14 protein-coding genes are annotated in these 15,653 nt (G+C 62.4%); 8 read left to right on the top strand and 6 right to left on the bottom strand.

Annotation, left to right across the window (positions count from 1 at the left end; genetic code table 11):
- Position 1 precedes the first annotated feature (1 nt).
- The 5 genes from K3146_RS04715 to K3146_RS04695 form a co-directional block, all read right to left on the bottom strand.
- Positions 2-1,102, bottom strand: coding sequence for a PA0069 family radical SAM protein (locus K3146_RS04715; RefSeq protein ID WP_221545012.1), 1,101 nt, complete (start codon positions 1,100-1,102; stop codon positions 2-4).
- A 55-nt stretch (positions 1,103-1,157) separates the two neighbouring features.
- The gene (locus K3146_RS04710) at positions 1,158-1,643 is read right to left on the bottom strand and encodes a hypothetical protein (protein WP_221545011.1); all 486 of its coding nucleotides are present in this window, start codon (positions 1,641-1,643) and stop codon (positions 1,158-1,160) included.
- A gap of 77 nt (positions 1,644-1,720) precedes the next feature.
- Positions 1,721-2,248, bottom strand: a complete 528-nt coding sequence (moaB, locus tag K3146_RS04705) for a molybdenum cofactor biosynthesis protein B (RefSeq protein ID WP_221545010.1) — start codon at positions 2,246-2,248, stop codon at positions 1,721-1,723.
- Positions 2,249-2,260: 12 nt separating this feature from the next.
- Positions 2,261-3,973 carry a lytic transglycosylase domain-containing protein gene (locus tag K3146_RS04700; RefSeq protein ID WP_221545009.1) on the bottom strand — a complete coding sequence of 571 codons (1,713 nt, stop codon included), beginning with the start codon at positions 3,971-3,973 and terminating at the stop codon, positions 2,261-2,263.
- Positions 3,970-4,755: a hypothetical protein gene (locus K3146_RS04695; RefSeq protein ID WP_221545008.1), complete on the bottom strand. Its 786-nt coding sequence runs from the start codon at positions 4,753-4,755 to the stop codon at positions 3,970-3,972. Before K3146_RS04695 ends, K3146_RS04700 begins: the two co-directional genes overlap by 4 nt.
- An 82-nt stretch (positions 4,756-4,837) precedes the next feature.
- Here K3146_RS04695 and K3146_RS04690 point away from each other — a divergent pair, with 82 nt between their 5' ends.
- The 6 genes from K3146_RS04690 to K3146_RS04665 all read left to right on the top strand — a co-directional run bounded on the left by K3146_RS04690 (position 4,838) and on the right by K3146_RS04665 (position 12,424).
- Positions 4,838-6,484 carry an electron transfer flavoprotein-ubiquinone oxidoreductase gene (locus K3146_RS04690; RefSeq protein ID WP_221545007.1) on the top strand — a complete coding sequence of 549 codons (1,647 nt, stop codon included), beginning with the start codon at positions 4,838-4,840 and terminating at the stop codon, positions 6,482-6,484.
- An 8-nt stretch (positions 6,485-6,492) separates the two neighbouring features.
- Complete coding sequence (locus K3146_RS04685; RefSeq protein ID WP_221545006.1) at positions 6,493-7,305, top strand: 4-(cytidine 5'-diphospho)-2-C-methyl-D-erythritol kinase; 813 nt, start codon at positions 6,493-6,495, stop codon at positions 7,303-7,305.
- Positions 7,305-8,030, top strand: coding sequence for an N-formylglutamate amidohydrolase (locus tag K3146_RS04680; protein ID WP_221545226.1), 726 nt, complete (start codon positions 7,305-7,307; stop codon positions 8,028-8,030). Before K3146_RS04685 ends, K3146_RS04680 begins: the two co-directional genes overlap by 1 nt.
- Positions 8,031-8,111: 81 nt before the next feature.
- Complete coding sequence (ilvD, locus tag K3146_RS04675) at positions 8,112-9,830, top strand: dihydroxy-acid dehydratase (protein ID WP_221545005.1); 1,719 nt, start codon at positions 8,112-8,114, stop codon at positions 9,828-9,830.
- An 18-nt stretch (positions 9,831-9,848) separates the two neighbouring features.
- Positions 9,849-11,234 (top strand): NAD(P)H-hydrate dehydratase, encoded by a 1,386-nt coding sequence (locus K3146_RS04670; RefSeq protein WP_221545004.1) that lies wholly within the window; start codon positions 9,849-9,851, stop codon positions 11,232-11,234.
- Positions 11,231-12,424 carry a class I SAM-dependent RNA methyltransferase gene (locus K3146_RS04665; RefSeq protein ID WP_345723722.1) on the top strand — a complete coding sequence of 398 codons (1,194 nt, stop codon included), beginning with the start codon at positions 11,231-11,233 and terminating at the stop codon, positions 12,422-12,424. Before K3146_RS04670 ends, K3146_RS04665 begins: the two co-directional genes overlap by 4 nt.
- A gap of 3 nt (positions 12,425-12,427) precedes the next feature.
- On the opposite strand, the gene K3146_RS04660 is transcribed toward K3146_RS04665, so the two are convergent.
- A complete protein-coding gene (locus K3146_RS04660; RefSeq protein ID WP_221545002.1) occupies positions 12,428-12,730 on the bottom strand; it encodes an acyl carrier protein in 303 nt (100 codons plus the stop codon).
- A 124-nt stretch (positions 12,731-12,854) separates the two neighbouring features.
- On the opposite strand from K3146_RS04660, the gene K3146_RS04655 reads away from it, so the two are divergent.
- The gene (locus K3146_RS04655) at positions 12,855-14,390 is read left to right on the top strand and encodes an acyl-CoA ligase (AMP-forming), exosortase A system-associated (protein WP_221545225.1); all 1,536 of its coding nucleotides are present in this window, start codon (positions 12,855-12,857) and stop codon (positions 14,388-14,390) included.
- The gene (locus K3146_RS04650) at positions 14,387-15,613 is read left to right on the top strand and encodes a pyridoxal-dependent decarboxylase, exosortase A system-associated (protein WP_221545001.1); all 1,227 of its coding nucleotides are present in this window, start codon (positions 14,387-14,389) and stop codon (positions 15,611-15,613) included. The genes K3146_RS04655 and K3146_RS04650 overlap by 4 nt, the downstream gene beginning before the upstream one ends.
- Positions 15,614-15,653 lie beyond the last annotated feature (40 nt).

Here is a 15,653-nt window from a genome sequence, read left to right as displayed (position 1 = left end):
ACTATAGCAACCGCAGTTGCCCGCCCACAGCGGGCGGCCTGAACTGCGTGCAATCCAGTTCGAACTTCGCCTTGCCGAGGCCAGCGCGTTTGCAGGCCAGTCTGAACCTTGAGCGGAAGAGGTCGGCCCACACGCCTGTCGGCTTGAGGCGCGAGAAGAAATTGGGGTCGTTGTCCTTCCCCCCACCCGTAGCATCGGCGCGGATCGACTGGATGATGCTCATCACCTTGTCGCCGCGCTCGGGGAAATGGACCGAAAGCCATTCGCGAAACAGCGGGGCGACCTCGTGTGGCAGTCGCAGCGGGATCCAGCCCACGCTGTCGACGCCTATAGCAGCTGCGCGCTGGACGATTTCTTCCATGAACTCGTCGGTGATGGCGGGGATCACCGGCGCGACGGAGCAATGGCTTGGCACGCCTGCCTCGACCAGTTTTTCCAATGCTGCGAGTCGCTTGGCAGGAGAAGCTGCGCGCGGCTCGAGCATGCCTGACAGCCGCGGATCGAGGCTTGTCACCGAGATTGCCACTGCAACCAGGCGTCGCTCCGCCATTTCCGCAAGCAGTTCCAGGTCGTCGAGCACACGGTGGGATTTGGTGGTGATCGTCACGGGATGACGCGTATCGAGGCAGACTTCGAGAATCTGCCGCGTGATCCGGTAATCGCCCTCGATCGGTTGGTAGGGATCGGTGTTGGTCCCCATCGCGATCGGCTTGGGGCGGTATTTCGGTTTCGCCAACGTTGCGCGCAGCAGTTCAGCGGCGTTTGGCTTGGCGAACAACTGCGTCTCGAAATCGAGGCCGGGCGACAGGTCGTGATAGGCATGGGTAGGGCGGGCAAAGCAATAGACGCAGCCATGCTCGCACCCGCGATAAGCATTGATCGAGCGGTCGAAGAAGATGTCGGGCGACTGGTTGAAGCTGAGGATGGTCTTGGGATGTTCCTCGGTCACCTGCGTGCGCAGCTTTACGGGTGGACCGTCAAGCGTTTCCATGTAGTCGCGCCAGTCACCATCCGTCTCGCGCTTTGCAAGACCGAAGCGGGTCGGGACGCTGCCCGATTGTGCGCCACGTCCAGATATTCGAGGTTCAAGTCGGTGCTCCATTTACGAGAACATAAACGGAACATATGGCCAGGGCAAGATAGGAGAGAGGCGTTACTCAGTCTCGACAGCTTGGAGACATGGCGGTGGCGTAAGGCTTGTCTATGCATTTGCGGAGCCCATCGAGTACGCCCGCCTGTCGCCGTGCGAAGGCACGGTCGGAAGTCCACAGCCTCTCCCGTGCATCGCGGATGCGCTGACGATCGCCGGCGAAGTACCCCAAGACGCCGTCGACATAATTGTTCCAGTCGCGCGCCACATCGCCTTCGACGTCGACGTCGCGATAGGATTTGCTGATGATCGCAATCGCACCGTCGATATTCCCTGTGAAAGCGAGTGCCTGTCCGATGTGGAAGTGGCCGATGCCCCGCGCACGTCCGTCGGGGAATCCTCCGTGATGGTTCAGCCAGGACCGATAGGCCTCGAGCGCTTCGGCATAGCATTGGCGCGAGGCGAGGTCGCGGAAGGTCCCGGCGATGCCTCCCGCCTGGTCGAAGGTCTGCCAATCGGTCTCGCTTGCTTCGCGTCGTTGTTCCTCGGTCAACTCGCAATCTCTGGCAGATGCGGGAGATGCCGCAAACCCAAGGGCAAGAATGACGATCGGCAGCAAGCGCAACATCATTAGCGTTCGCGTAGTCGAGGCATAAGCTCGACGAAATTGCAGGGCCGATGACGGCTATCGAGCTGGCCGGCGAGGATCTTGTCCCACCCGTCTTTCACCGCTCCGTTCGAACCGGGGAGGGCGAATATGTAGGTTCCGCGCGCGATCACGGCGCAGGCACGGCTCTGGATTGTGCTCGTGCCGATTGTTTCAAAGCTGAGCCACCGGAAGAGCTCGCCAAAGCCGGGAACATCCTTGTCTTTCACCCGGTCGAGCACCTCGGGGGTCACGTCGCGGCCCGTCAGGCCGGTTCCGCCGGTCGTGATGACCGCGTCGACCTGCTCGTCATCGATCCAGCGGTGGAGATGGGCGGCAATCTCGTTCTTGTCGTCTCGGCTTATTGCGCGCGCAACGAGCTGGTGGCCCGCAAGCTTGATCCTGTCGGCCAGGATGTCTCCCGATGTATCGTCGGCGCGCGTGCGGCTGTCGGATATGGTCAGCAGAGCGATATTGACCGGTTTGAATGTACGGCTTTCGTCGATGCCCATCAGCGTGCGTCCTCAGCGATTGCGGGGAAATTGCGGCCAGTCGTTCTCGGCGAGGTCCTTGCGGCTCGGAGCCTCGGCATCGGCCTGGCGCAGGTACATCCAGTAATTTCGCATGACGATGGCTACATAGGAACGGGTCTCCCAGTAAGGGATCGATTCCATCCAGAGCAGCGGATCACCCTGGTCGTTAATCTCGCTGTTCCATCGCGCGACTGGGCTGGGGCCGGCATTATAGGCTGCCATCACTTTCGGCAGGGCACCGCGCGTGTAGCTGGCCTGAGCCAAGGCTTCGAGCGCGCGTTGGCCGAAGGCGAGATTGTTCTTTGGATCCTTGAGGTCGGCACCCGAGCTCATATTGATCGACGCGGCATATTCTCGCGCGGCGATCGGACGGATCTGCATCAGCCCGATGGCGTTTGCCGGACTGACCACGCGCTCGCGGAAATTCGATTCCTGCAAGGCATGGGCAAAGGCCAGCGCGGGGTCGATGCGCCAGCCACCGTGTGGGACATGGTAGGCAACCGGCCAGCGCAGGTTTGCGGGCGAGGCCTCCCCGCGCGGTGCGTTGTAGGCCATGTAAGTCTGCGCACCGGCGAGACCCAGGGCACGTGCAAGACGCGTCAGGGCCGTGAAATCCTGCGGGTCTCCATAGCGAACCTGCCATCGCAGAACCTCGTCTGCGATATCACGCCGGCCGATTTCAGCCAGCATGACGGCTTCGCGCACTGCCGGCTCACCGGAAAGCCTGCGCCAGTCCTCACCGGTCAGGTCCGGTGCGGTGTGGTTCGAAGGCAGTTCCTTGCCGAGCTGCTCGCTCGCGAGCATTCCGTAGAGCGTCTCGTGATATCGGGCGGCATTACGCAAATGGGGCGCGGCCTGCTGCGGCTTGCGGCACCGCGTCAGGCTTCGCGCTGCCCAGTAATGCGCGGCAGTTGCAAGCTCGGGATTCCCTGCCGCAGAAGCGCTGGCGGCAAAGAATTCCGCCGCGCGCGCGCAATCGCCCAGTCGCCAAGCGGAAAGACCGGCGACCCAGTAGCCCTCGGCTACCCAGGGACCGCTTCCCTGCGACACCAGTTGGGCCATCCCATAGGCTTCGGCGTCGCGGTTCTCGATGTAGTAGCTCCAGGCGACGCGCTGACGCCATTCGGCGCGGGCCTGTGAGGAAAGCGACGCGTCGACTCCGTCGAGCAAGAGTCGGGCGTTGTCGGGGTCGTCACTGGAGATGCTGGAGAGGATTGCCTGCCGAACCGTGTCGGGCATGGTGCCATCCTGGATCGTCGCAGGCAGGGTGCGGCGAGTAAGTCCGGGTTGGCGTACGAGCGATTGCTGGCGGCGCATGCCGGGTTTCCACGAAAGGCCGCGCGTTTCGCCCAGTCGAACAATTTCCTCTACCCGCGCGCTGTCCGGGTAGCGGCGCAACCACTCCTCGATCCGGGCGAGTTCGATCCGCGGGCTCTTGGGATCGAGGAAATATGTCGCGAGGGCAGCGCCGTGGAGGGGGCCATCCTCGCGCTGCGACAGCATGACCTCGACACGGTCCCAGTTCTGGGCGTCGATCGCCTCGAAAAGTGAAGCATAATAGGTGCGATCCTCGGCATCGAGCAACGTGGGCAGGGCCGACGAATGCGAGCGAGAGAAGTATTCGAGACTGTCCGATTGGGCGATTGCCTGAGCGGGAGCCAGCGCCGCCGAGATCGTCGCCAGCCAGAGAAGTCTTTTCGTCATGCGGTCCAGTCCAGCCAGCGATTCCAGAAGTTGCGCCGCCGTGGTGCCGAGCGTGCAAGCTCGGCCAATTCCGGGGCAAGCATGAGCGGCAATGTCTTGCCTCCGGCATCAACTGTCGCAGGTTCACGTGCATTCTCGTGCGAAACGCCGAACAGAGGGGCCAGCGATCGGCCAAATGCAATTACGCGGTGCGGCGCTGCAAGGGCGATGTGGTGCCGGGTAACATTGCCAAGCCCCCTGGCAGCGAGATCGGACCAGTCGGGCAGCGCGGCCGGGGCTGGCATTGCGCTGGCCAGATAGGCTTCGTGCGGTTCAATACTCATCGCACGAAGGATGGCTTCCACGAACTTTCCTGCCGGGCCGGACAACAGGGAGGCCATATCGTTTTCCAACGGCTCGGGCACGAGGACCATCAGCTTGGCCCCGGCAACACCGCGCGGAGGCAAGCGTCGGTCCGGACCTGCATGAGAAAGGCTGGGCTCTGCCATCCACCATTCGCGAAATTTTTCCAGGTCGGCGGGGTATGCCTGTGGAAGGCCGCCGATAAGGGCGGTGTTGTCGGTTCGTTCGAAGGCCCTTTCGAGCGCAGTCTGCTGCGGTTCTTCGGGCGGTTTCTTCGGCTTCGTGGACGTTACGGCCTGCTCTTGCTCAGGCTCGGCCAGCCAGCTGGTAGCCTCATCGCGATAGTCGTCTTCGACACCCGCATCGCGCCACCAGTCGAGGGTAGCTTCGAGCGCGTCTGCTGGCGATAAATCGCGGGTTTCCGGCGTGTCTGCGATCATAATCCGTCCGCTCTAGGTCTTGACCTCAAACCGCCTAGCAATCAAGGCAATCCCAACGTTTACGCGACGAAAAGAGAGAGACATGAGCGAACGCGAATCGATGCCCTGCGACGTCGTCATCATCGGCGGCGGCCCGGCCGGACTTTCGGCAGCTATCCGGCTGAAGCAGATCAACGAGGACCTGGAAGTCGTCGTGCTGGAAAAGGGCAGCGAGATCGGCGCGCACATCCTCTCCGGTGCAGTAGTCGATCCCAAAGCACTGAACGAGCTCTTCCCTGACTGGCGCAACATGGATTGCCCGATGGCGGAAACGCCGGTGACCGAAAACCACCACTGGGTTCTCTCCGAAGGCGGCAAGTCGGACCTGCCCGAGTTCCTGCTCCCGCCATTCATGAGCAATGACGGCAACTATACCGGTTCGCTCGGCAATCTCTGTCGCTGGTTGGCCGAGCAAGCAGAGGGGCTTGGCGTGATGGTCTTCCCCGGCTTCCCTGCCGCCGAAGTCCTTTTCGACGACAAGGGCGCGGTCACTGGCGTGGTCACGCAGGACATGGGTATCGCCGAGGACGGGTCGCAGAAGGGCGACTACCAGCCGGGCATGGAGATCCATGCGAAATACACGCTCTTCGCAGAGGGCGCGCGCGGCAACCTTACCAAGAAGATGAAGACGAAGTACGATCTCGAGGCCGATTGCGAGCCGCAGGTCTATGGTCTTGGCATCAAGGAATTGTGGGATATCGATCCTGCAAAGCACGAGCAGGGCTCGGTCATTCACACGCAGGGCTGGCCGCTCAGCGAGACCGGCACCTGGGGCGGTGGCTTCCTTTACCACCAGTCTAACGGGCAGGTTGCACTCGGCTTCGTCACCGCGCTCGATTACAAAAACCCGCACGTCTCGCCCTATCAGGAATTCCAGCGCTGGAAGCACCATCCGGCGATCGCGGCGATCCTCGAAGGCGGCAAGCGCGTCGCCTATGGCGCCCGCGTCATCAACGAGGGCGGCTGGCAGAGCGTGCCCAAGCTTGCCTTCCCGGGCGGTGCGCTGATCGGCTGTTCGGCGGGCTTCGTGAACGTGCCTCGCATCAAAGGCTCGCACACCGCCATGAAGAGCGGGATGCTGGCAGCCGAAACAATCGCCGATGCCATTGCCGCAGGGCGCGAGCATAGCGAGGAGATGGACTATGACGATGCGGTCCGGTCAAGCTGGATCGCCAAGGAGCTGAAGCTCGTCCAGAACGCACAACCTGCCGTTGCCAAGTATGGCGAGGATTTGGGCACGGTGCTTGCGGGCATCGACATGTGGATGCGGACGCTCAAGATCGGCCTGCCGATCTCGATGAAGCATCACCGCGATCACGAGATGCTTCAGCGTGCCGATCTCTATGCTCCGATCGTCTATCCCAAGCCCGATGGCACGCTGAGTTTCGACCGCCTGACCAATGTCAGCTTCAGCTACACCAATCACGCGGAGGACCAGCCCGTACACCTGAAGGTGCTCGACCGTGAGCTGCAGCGCGAGAGCGAACTGGAGGTCTATGGTGGTCCCTCGACCCGCTATTGCCCGGCCGGCGTCTACGAGTGGATTATCGAGGAGGGCGCGGAGCCCAAGTTCCAGATCAACTCGCAGAACTGCGTCCACTGCAAGACCTGCGACATCAAGGACCCGAACCAGAACATCGAATGGACCACGCCCGAAGGCGGCGGTGGACCAAATTACCCGAATATGTGATTTGCCGGGTGGCGCTAACGGAAACGGCTTTTGCAAAGATCAACCTCGCGCTGCATGTCCGAAAGCGGCGTGAGGATGGTTATCACGAGCTCGAAACCCTGTTTGCGTTCGTCGATGCGGGCGATCGTCTGACGGCGAGCCCCGCAGCGGAAGACACCTTGCGGACGATCGGCGAATTCGCCTCTGCGCTCACCGATCCGTTCGACAATATTGTGATGCGCGCGCTGGGCTCGTTCCCTCGGTCGGATGGGTTGGACGTCGCGCTTGAGAAGAACCTGCCTGTCGCCGCAGGCCTGGGTGGCGGTTCGGCTGATGCGGGAGCGATCTTTCGGATGGTCGAACGCGCGCATGGGCTCCCCGACGACTGGCGTGCCCGAGCTGCGAAACTGGGCGCAGATGTCCCGGCTTGCGTCGAAAGCCGTACATGCATTGGTCGGGGGACCGGGACCGACCTTGATGCGGCCGATGATAGTCTAGCAAATATGCCCGTGCTCCTCGTCAATCCGCGTATCCCGCTTGCCACGGGTCCCGTCTTCAAATCGTGGGACGGCGTAGATCGCGGAGCCTTGCCCGAGGGCGATGCGCGCACCATCGCGCTCGAAGGCCGCAACGATCTCGAAGCGCCCGCCATCTCGCTCGTGCCCGAAATCGCCGATGTGCTGGCCGTCTTGCGCGGAACCGAGCCGTTTCTCGCCCGTATGTCCGGTTCGGGGGCAACTTGTTTTGCGCTTTATGAAACACACTCTGCGCGTGATGAGGTCGCCGCGCGCATCGCTGCCGATCACCCGGATTGGTGGCAGCTGAAAGGTAAGCTTCGATGATGATCGACAATCTGCCGTATCGCCAGGTCGGTGCGGAAGATGTGAAACCGAACGGATTGCTGGTCGTTGCCGACCATGCTTCGAACCATGTGCCGCGCGGGATCGAGCTGGGCATCGACCGCAAGCTGCTCAACGAACATATCGCGCTCGATATCGGCGTCGAAGGCATCGCTGACCGTCTCGCGCGCCGTCACGGCATTCCTGCGCACATTGCGACTGTGAGCCGCCTGGTGTGCGATCTTCATCGCAATGAGGACGACCGCTCGGTGGTGCCGACCGAAAGCGACGGGAAGCTAATTCCCGGGAATATCGGTGCCGATGTCGAAGCGCGGCTGAACCTCTTCCATCGACCCTATCACTATGAGCTGGGCAAGCTGATCGAGCGAGTAAAGCCGCGCATGCTGGTCGCGCTACACAGCTTCACGCCGAGCCTCGACACGAGTGACGAGGAGCGTCCTTGGGAGGTCGCTTTGCTCTACAATCAGGACGACACTGCTGCTCGCCATGCAATTCGCCTGTTTGGTGAGCAGGGGCTGACCGTTGGCGACAACCAGCCCTATTCAGGCAAGGAACTGAACGCCACGATGGACCGCCACGCGGAAGCGAAGGGTATTCCCTATTGCACCGTCGAGATCCGCCAGGACCAGATCGACACCAAGGCAGGACAAGCGCGCTGGGCAGTCATGCTGGCCGACGTATTGGGCCGCGTTGCGCTCGAAGTTTGAGCGGCCACAAGCAAAGCTATCGCCATGATCGCTTGAATTCCTCGGGCAGCGGGGCGATTGCTGCGCGCCACGGAGGATTTCATGGCACGGTTCGACAAGTCCAGGCTCCCCAGCCGCCACGTTTCGGTTGGGCCCGAGCGGGCCCCCCATCGCTCATATTATTATGCAATGGGCCTGACAGAGGAGGAGATCGCGCGCCCCTTCGTCGCGGTGGCCAGCGCGGGCAATGACAGTGCGCCGTGCAATACCACGCTCGATGCGCAGGCAGACCTCTGCCGCCGGGGCGTAAACGAGGCGGGCGGAATGCCCCGCCGGTTCAATACCATCACCGTGACCGATGGCATCGCCATGGGGCATCAGGGCATGAAGAGTTCGTTGGTTAGCCGTGAGGTGATCGCGGATTCGGTCGAACTTTCGGTACGCGGGCATTGCTATGATGCGCTGGTGGGTTTCGCCGGCTGCGACAAGAGCTTGCCCGGCATGATGATGGCGATGCTTCGGCTCAATGTACCGAGCATTTTCGTCTATGGTGGATCGATCCTGCCAGGCACCTACAAGGGACATGACGTCACTGTGGTAGATGTGTTTGAGGCGGTCGGTCAGTTCGCCTCGGGCAATTGTCCTTTGAAGGATCTGACCGCGCTGGAGAAGGTTGCCTGTCCCGGCCACGGTGCCTGCGGCGGCCAGTTCACTGCGAACACAATGGCTTGTGTGGGCGAAGCGATCGGATTGTCCCTTCCGAACAGCAATATGGCTCCTGCTCCTTACAAATCACGCGAAGAGATTGCGGTGGCTGCTGGGCGCCAGATCATGACGATGCTGGAGCGGAACTTGCGGCCTCGTGACATCTGCACCCGGGCTGCCTTCGAGAACGCGGCGAGGGTGGTTGCGGCCACGGGGGGGTCGACCAATGCGGCGCTCCACCTGCCAGCCATGGCGCATGAAGCCGGCATCGAATTCGACCTGCATGACGTCGCTGCGATCTTCAAATCAACCCCCTACATTGCCGACCTCAAGCCGGGCGGCAAATATGTCGCGAAGGACATGCACGAGGCGGGCGGTGTCTACATGGCAATGAAGACGCTGCTCGATGGCGGCTTTCTCGATCCCGAGCCAATCACGGTGACCGGCAAGACGCTTGGCGAGAATATAGAGGAAATCAGCTGGAACCCCGACCAGAAGGTCTTTTACGAAGTTTCGAATCCGATCACTCCTACGGGGGGCGTCGTCGGTCTCGAGGGCTCGCTCGCACCCCAGGGGGCCATCGTGAAGGTGGCCGGCATGGAGCGGCTGCAATTCACTGGAAAGGCTCGCGTCTTCGAATGCGAGGAGGATGCGTTCGCCGCGGTCGAAAATCGCGATATCGACGAAGGGAGTGTCATCGTGATCCGCTACGAAGGGCCTAAGGGCGGCCCTGGCATGCGCGAAATGCTCGCCACCACTGCAGCGCTTTACGGGCAGGGTATGGGCGAGAAGGTCGCGCTCATCACCGATGGACGCTTCTCCGGCGCGACGCGCGGTTTCTGCATTGGCCACGTCGGACCCGAAGCTGCGGACGGCGGCCCGATTGCACTAGTCGAGGACGGAGATGAAATCGCGATCGACGCAGTGAAAGGTACGATCGACCTCAATGTCGCTCCTTCGGTGCTGGACGAAAGGCGAAAGGCGTGGCAGCCGCGGGCCAATGACTATCAATCCGGAGCATTGTGGCGCTACGCCCAGAACGTTGGCCCAGCGGCCAGCGGCGCGGTCACGCATCCCGGGGCTGCGAGCGAAACCCACGTTTTCGCCGATATCTGACCTTCGCGGGCATACCTGATGTGTGGCGCGGTGCTAACCGTCCAGCAGATGCGCACGGCGGAACGGTCGGCGATGGATGCTGGCACCAGCGAATGGGATTTGATGCGGCGTGCTGGCGAGGGTGCTGCCCAATGGGTCGCCCGCGTGGCCGGAGGGCGCGATATCTGCGTTCTTTGCGGGCCGGGCAACAATGGCGGCGATGGATACGTGGTCGCCGAAAGCCTGCGGCGTCGTGGAAACCGCGTTCACGTCGTTGCGCCGCGAGAACCCACAACGGACACTGCCCGCATCGCTCGCGAGCATTTCAAGGGCGAGGTCGCAACGGGGCCGCTTCCTAACGACCAAGTCTATGTCGATTGCCTCTTCGGCTACGGCCTCTCGCGCAAAGTGACTGGGGATTTTGCCGACCTGTTGAGCGAGTTGGGAGACGCGAAGGGCTACAAGGTCGCAGTCGACATGCCGAGCAGCATTGCGAGCGATACGGGAGAAAGGCTCGGGCCAGAAGTCCGCTATGACCTGACCTTGGCGCTCGGTGCCTGGAAGCGGGCTCACTTCATGATGCCTGCCATGGCCTCGATGGGTGCAAAACGGCTGGTCGAAATCGGCATCGAACTGCCTGCCGATGCACCGCTGCTTAGCCATGCGCCGCGCCTTTCGGCTCCCTCGGCCCACTCTCACAAATACAGCCGCGGCCTTCTGGCCATCGTGGCGGGAGACATGCCCGGCGCGCCGCTGCTCGCAGCCGAAGCGGCCATGCGCAGCGGGGCAGGCTATGTGAAGCTCGTTAGCGAGCATTCGCATCCCGATGCGCCCGCGGAACTGGTAATCGAAGACGCTCCACCGGCGGAAGCGCTCTCCGATCCCCGCATAGCTGCGGTTCTGATCGGTCCGGGCCTTGGCCGGAGCCACGCCTCGCGCAAGACCCTGGCTTCGGTCCTGTACGCGGGGCGTCCCTGCGTTCTCGATGCCGACGCGCTACACCTGCTCGACCCGGCCATGATTGCCGGATGCGATGCCTCGACGCTGGCGCTGACACCGCATGAAGGGGAGCTCGAGAAGCTCTGCGATGCATTTGGCGTCGAAGTGCGAAGCAAGATCGACCGCGTTCAGGCGCTTCATGACAAAACCGGAATGGCTGTCCTTGCAAAGGGGCCGGACACCGTGCTCGCCGGATCGCAGGGCCTGCGTTTCTTCGAACAGGCGTCGAGCTGGCTGTCGGTTGCCGGCACGGGAGATGTTCTCGCCGGGATCGCCTCCTCGCGCCTCGCTGTGGACGGAGAACCGTCGAAGGCGCTCGAAGAAGCGGTGTGGCTTCACCAGGAAGCGGCGCAACTTGCAGGGCAGGCATTCACCGCCGGAGATCTCGCGAGATGCGTCAATGCTGCCATGGCGCGCTTCCTGTGAGCGAAGAAGCTATCCTGCGCATCGCGGCAAAGGGCGATGGGGTGACCGGAAGCGGGCGGCACGTGGCGGGCGCGGTCACCGGCGACACAATTAGCGATGACGGATCGATCCTGCCGGGTGCCCACCATGTCGAGCCGCCGTGCCCTCATTTCGGCACTTGTGGCGGTTGCCAGCTCCAACACGCCGATGAAACTGCGTTGCGCCAGTTCGTGACCGAGCGCGTCGCGTTTGCCGCTGAAGCGCAGGACATTGCCGTTGGCGAGCTGTTGCCGACGCATCTCTCGCCGCCACGAACCCGCCGACGCGCGACGCTTCATGCGCTAAAGGCCGGGAAGGGCGCGGTGATCGGCTTTCGCGAAAGTCGCAGCTACCGCATCGTCGACATGCGCGAATGTCATATCCTTGCGCCCGAACTATTCGCACTCGTCGAGCCTTTGCGAGGCCTCGTCGCGCAGCATGCCAGCAAGCAGCCGATCGATATCTCGCTGACCCTGGCTGACCGAGGCGTAGACTGCCTGCTGAAGGGTTTTGCCGCCGAAGGGTTGGCTGCCACCGAAGCCTTGCTCGATTTCGCCAGGGATCATGGGCTCGCAAGACTTGCCCTGTACCAGGGTTATGGTGCCGAGACCGTGTGGGAACCCGAACCGGCCACGATTACTCTCAGCGGCGTGGCGGTCGGCCTGCCGGTCGATTCCTTCCTGCAGCCGACGATAGACGGAGAGCAGGTCCTTGTGTCGGACTGCACTACATTCCTGGAAGGCGCGACAACTGCTGCGGACCTCTTTGCCGGGCTCGGTACTTTCGCCTTCGCGGTGGCCGGTCCAGCCAAGGTGCTGGCAGTCGAGGCTGCGCGAGATGCCCATCTGGCTTGCAGAACGGCTGCCAACTCGCGCGGGGTTCCGGTTCACGCCATGCATCGCGACTTGTTCCGCAACCCTCTGACTGCCGACGAAATCTCGCGGTTCGAGGCCGTCCTGCTCGATCCGCCGCGAGCCGGTGCGCGTGAACAGGTCGCGCAGATCGCCGCGAGTTCGATAAGCCGCGTCGCCTATGTTAGCTGCAATCCGTCAAGCTGGGCGCGCGACGCGAAAACGCTTGTGGAGGCCGGTTTCCGGCTCGAGAAGCTTCGTCCAGTCGGGCAATTCCGCTGGTCGACCCACGTCGAGCTGACCAGCTACTTCACGCGCTAGGCCTCAGGCCCCGATGCACTTCGCCTCGGTAAAGGCCAGTAACCCGCCATAGGTCTCGAGCATTTCGCCATCGACGTCCTCGTCCTCGATAACGATGTCGAGGCGATCTTCCATCTCGGTGAACAGCGTTGCAACTGCCATGGAATCGAGTTCCGGCAAGTGCCCGAACAGCCCCGTTTCGGCATCGAATTGCGCCACATCTTCCGCATCGAGCGAGAGGACGTCGACCAGGATTGCACGAAGCCGTTCGTCGATCGCACTGCGGCTAGGGCCGGTCGGTTCGGCGGTGGCGGTATCGCAGGTCATGCTGATGGCTGTTTTCCCGTTTCTCCAAGCGGGCCTGCCCTTAGCCGCGCAATTCGGGAGGGGCAAGACGAAGCCTACCAGCGCACTTGCGTCATTGGCGCGATAAAGGGATAGCATGACCGCAATGGCCGCGACCGATCCGACATCTCCCGATCCGAACCCATTCCCGCTCGACCATCTGGCGGGTCGTGGTGTGGAGAATGCGCCTGCACTCATCCTGAAGGACCGGGTGCTCACACATTCCGAGCTTGCTGCGCGCGTCGCCCTGCTCGCCGGATGGCTCGCCAAGGAGGTGAGTGAGGGCGATCGCGTCGCGAGCTGGGCTGCCAAGGGCGAGCTGACCTGCCTCCTTGCTCTTGCGGCGGCGCGGGCGGGGGTGGTGCATGTCCCCATCAATCCGCTGCTGAAGCGCATGCAGGTGGCCCATATCCTTGCCGATAGCGGGGCGAAACTGCTGGTCGGCACCAAGGCACGGCTCGCAACGCTGGAAGAAGGCGATGTCCCGACAGGATGCGATACCATCGAAGAGGACGCGGCTTGGGAGCGGGCAGAGGCGACTGATAGCCGTTTGGGACCATCAGGGCACAATCCCGACGATCTTGTGGCTGTTCTCTACACCAGCGGTTCGACAGGCCGGCCGAAAGGCGTGATGTTGAGCCATGCGAACCTCTGGCTCGGAGCGGTCGCAGTCGCGCACTACCTGGAATTGGCGGGCGACGATGTGGTGCTCGGCGCGCTCCCGCTCAGTTTCGACTACGGACAAAACCAGCTGCTCAGCACGTGGTATGCTGGGGGCGCCGTTGCTCCGCTCGACTATCTCTTCGCCCGTGACGTGGTGAAGGCCTGCGCAAAGAATTCGGTAACGACCTTGGCCGCCGTGCCACCGCTCTGGGTGCAACTGCTGGAAACCGAGTGGAGCGAAGATGCGGTGACGCCAATGCGGCGGCTCACAAATAGCGGTGGAGCGCTTACGGTAGAATTGATGGAAGGTTTGCGCGACAAATTTCCGAAATCAGACATTTTTCCGATGTATGGACTGACAGAAGCCTTTCGCTCCACCTTTCTCGATCCGGACTTGGTAGCCACTCATCCCGCCTCGATTGGCAAGGCGATCCCGTTTGCGGAAATCCTGGTGGTCGACGATGGGGGAGAGGTGTGCGAACCGGGGGTGGAGGGGGAACTGGTTCATTGCGGGCCGCTGGTGGCTCAAGGGTACTGGCAGGATGCCGAGCGGACTGCAGAACGCTTCCGTCCCGCACCCCGCGCCTCGCACTATGGTGGGACCGCAGTCTGGTCGGGTGATCGCGTCAGGCGCGACGAGGACGGATTGCTCTATTTCCTCGGTCGCCGCGATGCGATGATCAAGAGCTCGGGCAACCGTATCAGCCCGCAGGAAATCGAGAGCGCGGCACTCGCGACGGGAATCGTGGCGGAGGCCGTCGCGCTGGGCGTCGCTGACGAGAGGCTCGGTCAGGCGATACACCTTGTCGTTCGCGCGTCATCGGATACCGGCGAGGCGGAGGACAAGCTCAAGAAAGCACTGGCGAAGGAGCTGCCCAATTTCATGCAGCCGCACGTAATTCACTGGCGCGACGCGATGCCTCTCAATCCCAACGGCAAGATCGATCGCACTGCGCTCGCGCGGGAGATCGGCGCGTGAAGCCTGTCGGTCCGATACCTGCGGGATATGACGCCATAGGTGGCGAACTCGCCATTTCCGGCCACCGCGCCAGCGAATTGGTGGAACAGGCGGGCAGAACTCCGCTCTTCGTCTATTCGAAATCGCTGGTCGAGCAGCGGATAGCGCGATTGCGCTCTGCCATGCCGGATCGGATCAGGCTGAATTACGCGATCAAGGCCAACAGCTATGCGCCGCTGCTGGACTTCGTTGCCGACCTGGTCGATGGTCTCGATATCGCGTCCGGTGGCGAATTGGAAATGGTGCAGGCCATTGGCGTGAGCGGCGAGAGAGTCAGCTTTGCAGGACCTGGCAAGCGTGACGAGGAACTGGAAGCGGCCATTTCGGGCGGCGTGACGCTCAACCTCGAAAGCGAGAACGAAGCGAGACGGGCGCTTGCCATTGGGGAGAAGCTGGGAATGACCCCGCGTCTGGCCATTCGCGTCAATCCTGATTTCGAGCTCAAGGGCTCGGGCATGAAAATGGGGGGCGGGGCCAAGCCCTTCGGTGTGGATGCCGATCGAGTGCCGACCTTGATCGGCGAGATCATGGCGGCAGGCTGCGAGTTTCGCGGGCTCCACATCTTCACCGGCAGTCAGGCGCTCAATGCGGAGTTCGTCGTCGAGACGCAGGCCAACACGCTGGATCTAGCCGACCGGATTGCCAGTGAGGCAGGTACCGCGCTCCCGAAACTCAATATGGGTGGCGGCTTTGGGATCGCGTACTTCCATGGTGATGAACCGCTCGACCTCGAACTGGTGGGAGATAGTCTTGGCAAGAGGCTGGAAAACCTGTCGGATATGCTCATCGAAGCGGAACTCTTCATCGAGCTTGGCCGATATATCGTCGGCGAGGCTGGCGTTTACCTGACGCGGATTGTCGATCGCAAGGAAAGCCACGGTGAGACCTATCTGGTCACCGATGGCGGGTTGCACCACCAGCTCGCCGCTTCGGGCAATTTCGGGACGGTGGTCCGGCGCAACTATCCGCTCGCCATAGCGAGCCGTTTCGACGCCGAGCCTGAGGAAGTCGCCAATGTGGTCGGATGCCTCTGCACCCCGCTCGATCGCCTGGCCGACAAGGCGCATCTTCCAAGGGCGGAGGTAGGCGATCTTGTCGCGGTCTTCTGCGCCGGAGCCTATGGTGCCAGCGCCTCACCCAGCGCTTTTCTGGGCCAGGGCCCAGCGGCGGAAATGCTTGTTTGAGGAGCCTTATGAGGCTCTTAACCATATCCATGCGATAGGG

The sequence above is a fragment of the Qipengyuania vesicularis genome, assembly GCF_019711415.1.
Lineage (GTDB): Bacteria > Pseudomonadota > Alphaproteobacteria > Sphingomonadales > Sphingomonadaceae > Qipengyuania > Qipengyuania vesicularis.
The sequence above is the reverse complement of the archived record's forward strand: the minus strand, read 5'-3'. Positions and strand labels throughout refer to the sequence as shown.

Excerpts from the sequence above, each read along its gene's own strand:
- K3146_RS04655 (WP_221545225.1), top strand. The coding sequence starts at position 12,855 with ATGGCCGCGACCGATCCGACATCTCCCGATCCGAACCCATTCCCGCTC.
- K3146_RS04695 (WP_221545008.1), bottom strand. The coding sequence starts at position 4,755 with ATGATCGCAGACACGCCGGAAACCCGCGATTTATCGCCAGCAGACGCG.
- K3146_RS04700 (WP_221545009.1), bottom strand. The coding sequence starts at position 3,973 with ATGACGAAAAGACTTCTCTGGCTGGCGACGATCTCGGCGGCGCTGGCT.
- K3146_RS04670 (WP_221545004.1), top strand. The coding sequence starts at position 9,849 with ATGTGTGGCGCGGTGCTAACCGTCCAGCAGATGCGCACGGCGGAACGG.
- K3146_RS04690 (WP_221545007.1), top strand. The coding sequence starts at position 4,838 with ATGAGCGAACGCGAATCGATGCCCTGCGACGTCGTCATCATCGGCGGC.
- ilvD (WP_221545005.1), top strand. The coding sequence starts at position 8,112 with ATGGCACGGTTCGACAAGTCCAGGCTCCCCAGCCGCCACGTTTCGGTT.
- K3146_RS04680 (WP_221545226.1), top strand. The coding sequence starts at position 7,305 with ATGATCGACAATCTGCCGTATCGCCAGGTCGGTGCGGAAGATGTGAAA.
- moaB (WP_221545010.1), bottom strand. The coding sequence starts at position 2,248 with ATGGGCATCGACGAAAGCCGTACATTCAAACCGGTCAATATCGCTCTG.
- K3146_RS04715 (WP_221545012.1), bottom strand. The coding sequence starts at position 1,102 with ATGGAGCACCGACTTGAACCTCGAATATCTGGACGTGGCGCACAATCG.
- K3146_RS04660 (WP_221545002.1), bottom strand. The coding sequence starts at position 12,730 with ATGACCTGCGATACCGCCACCGCCGAACCGACCGGCCCTAGCCGCAGT.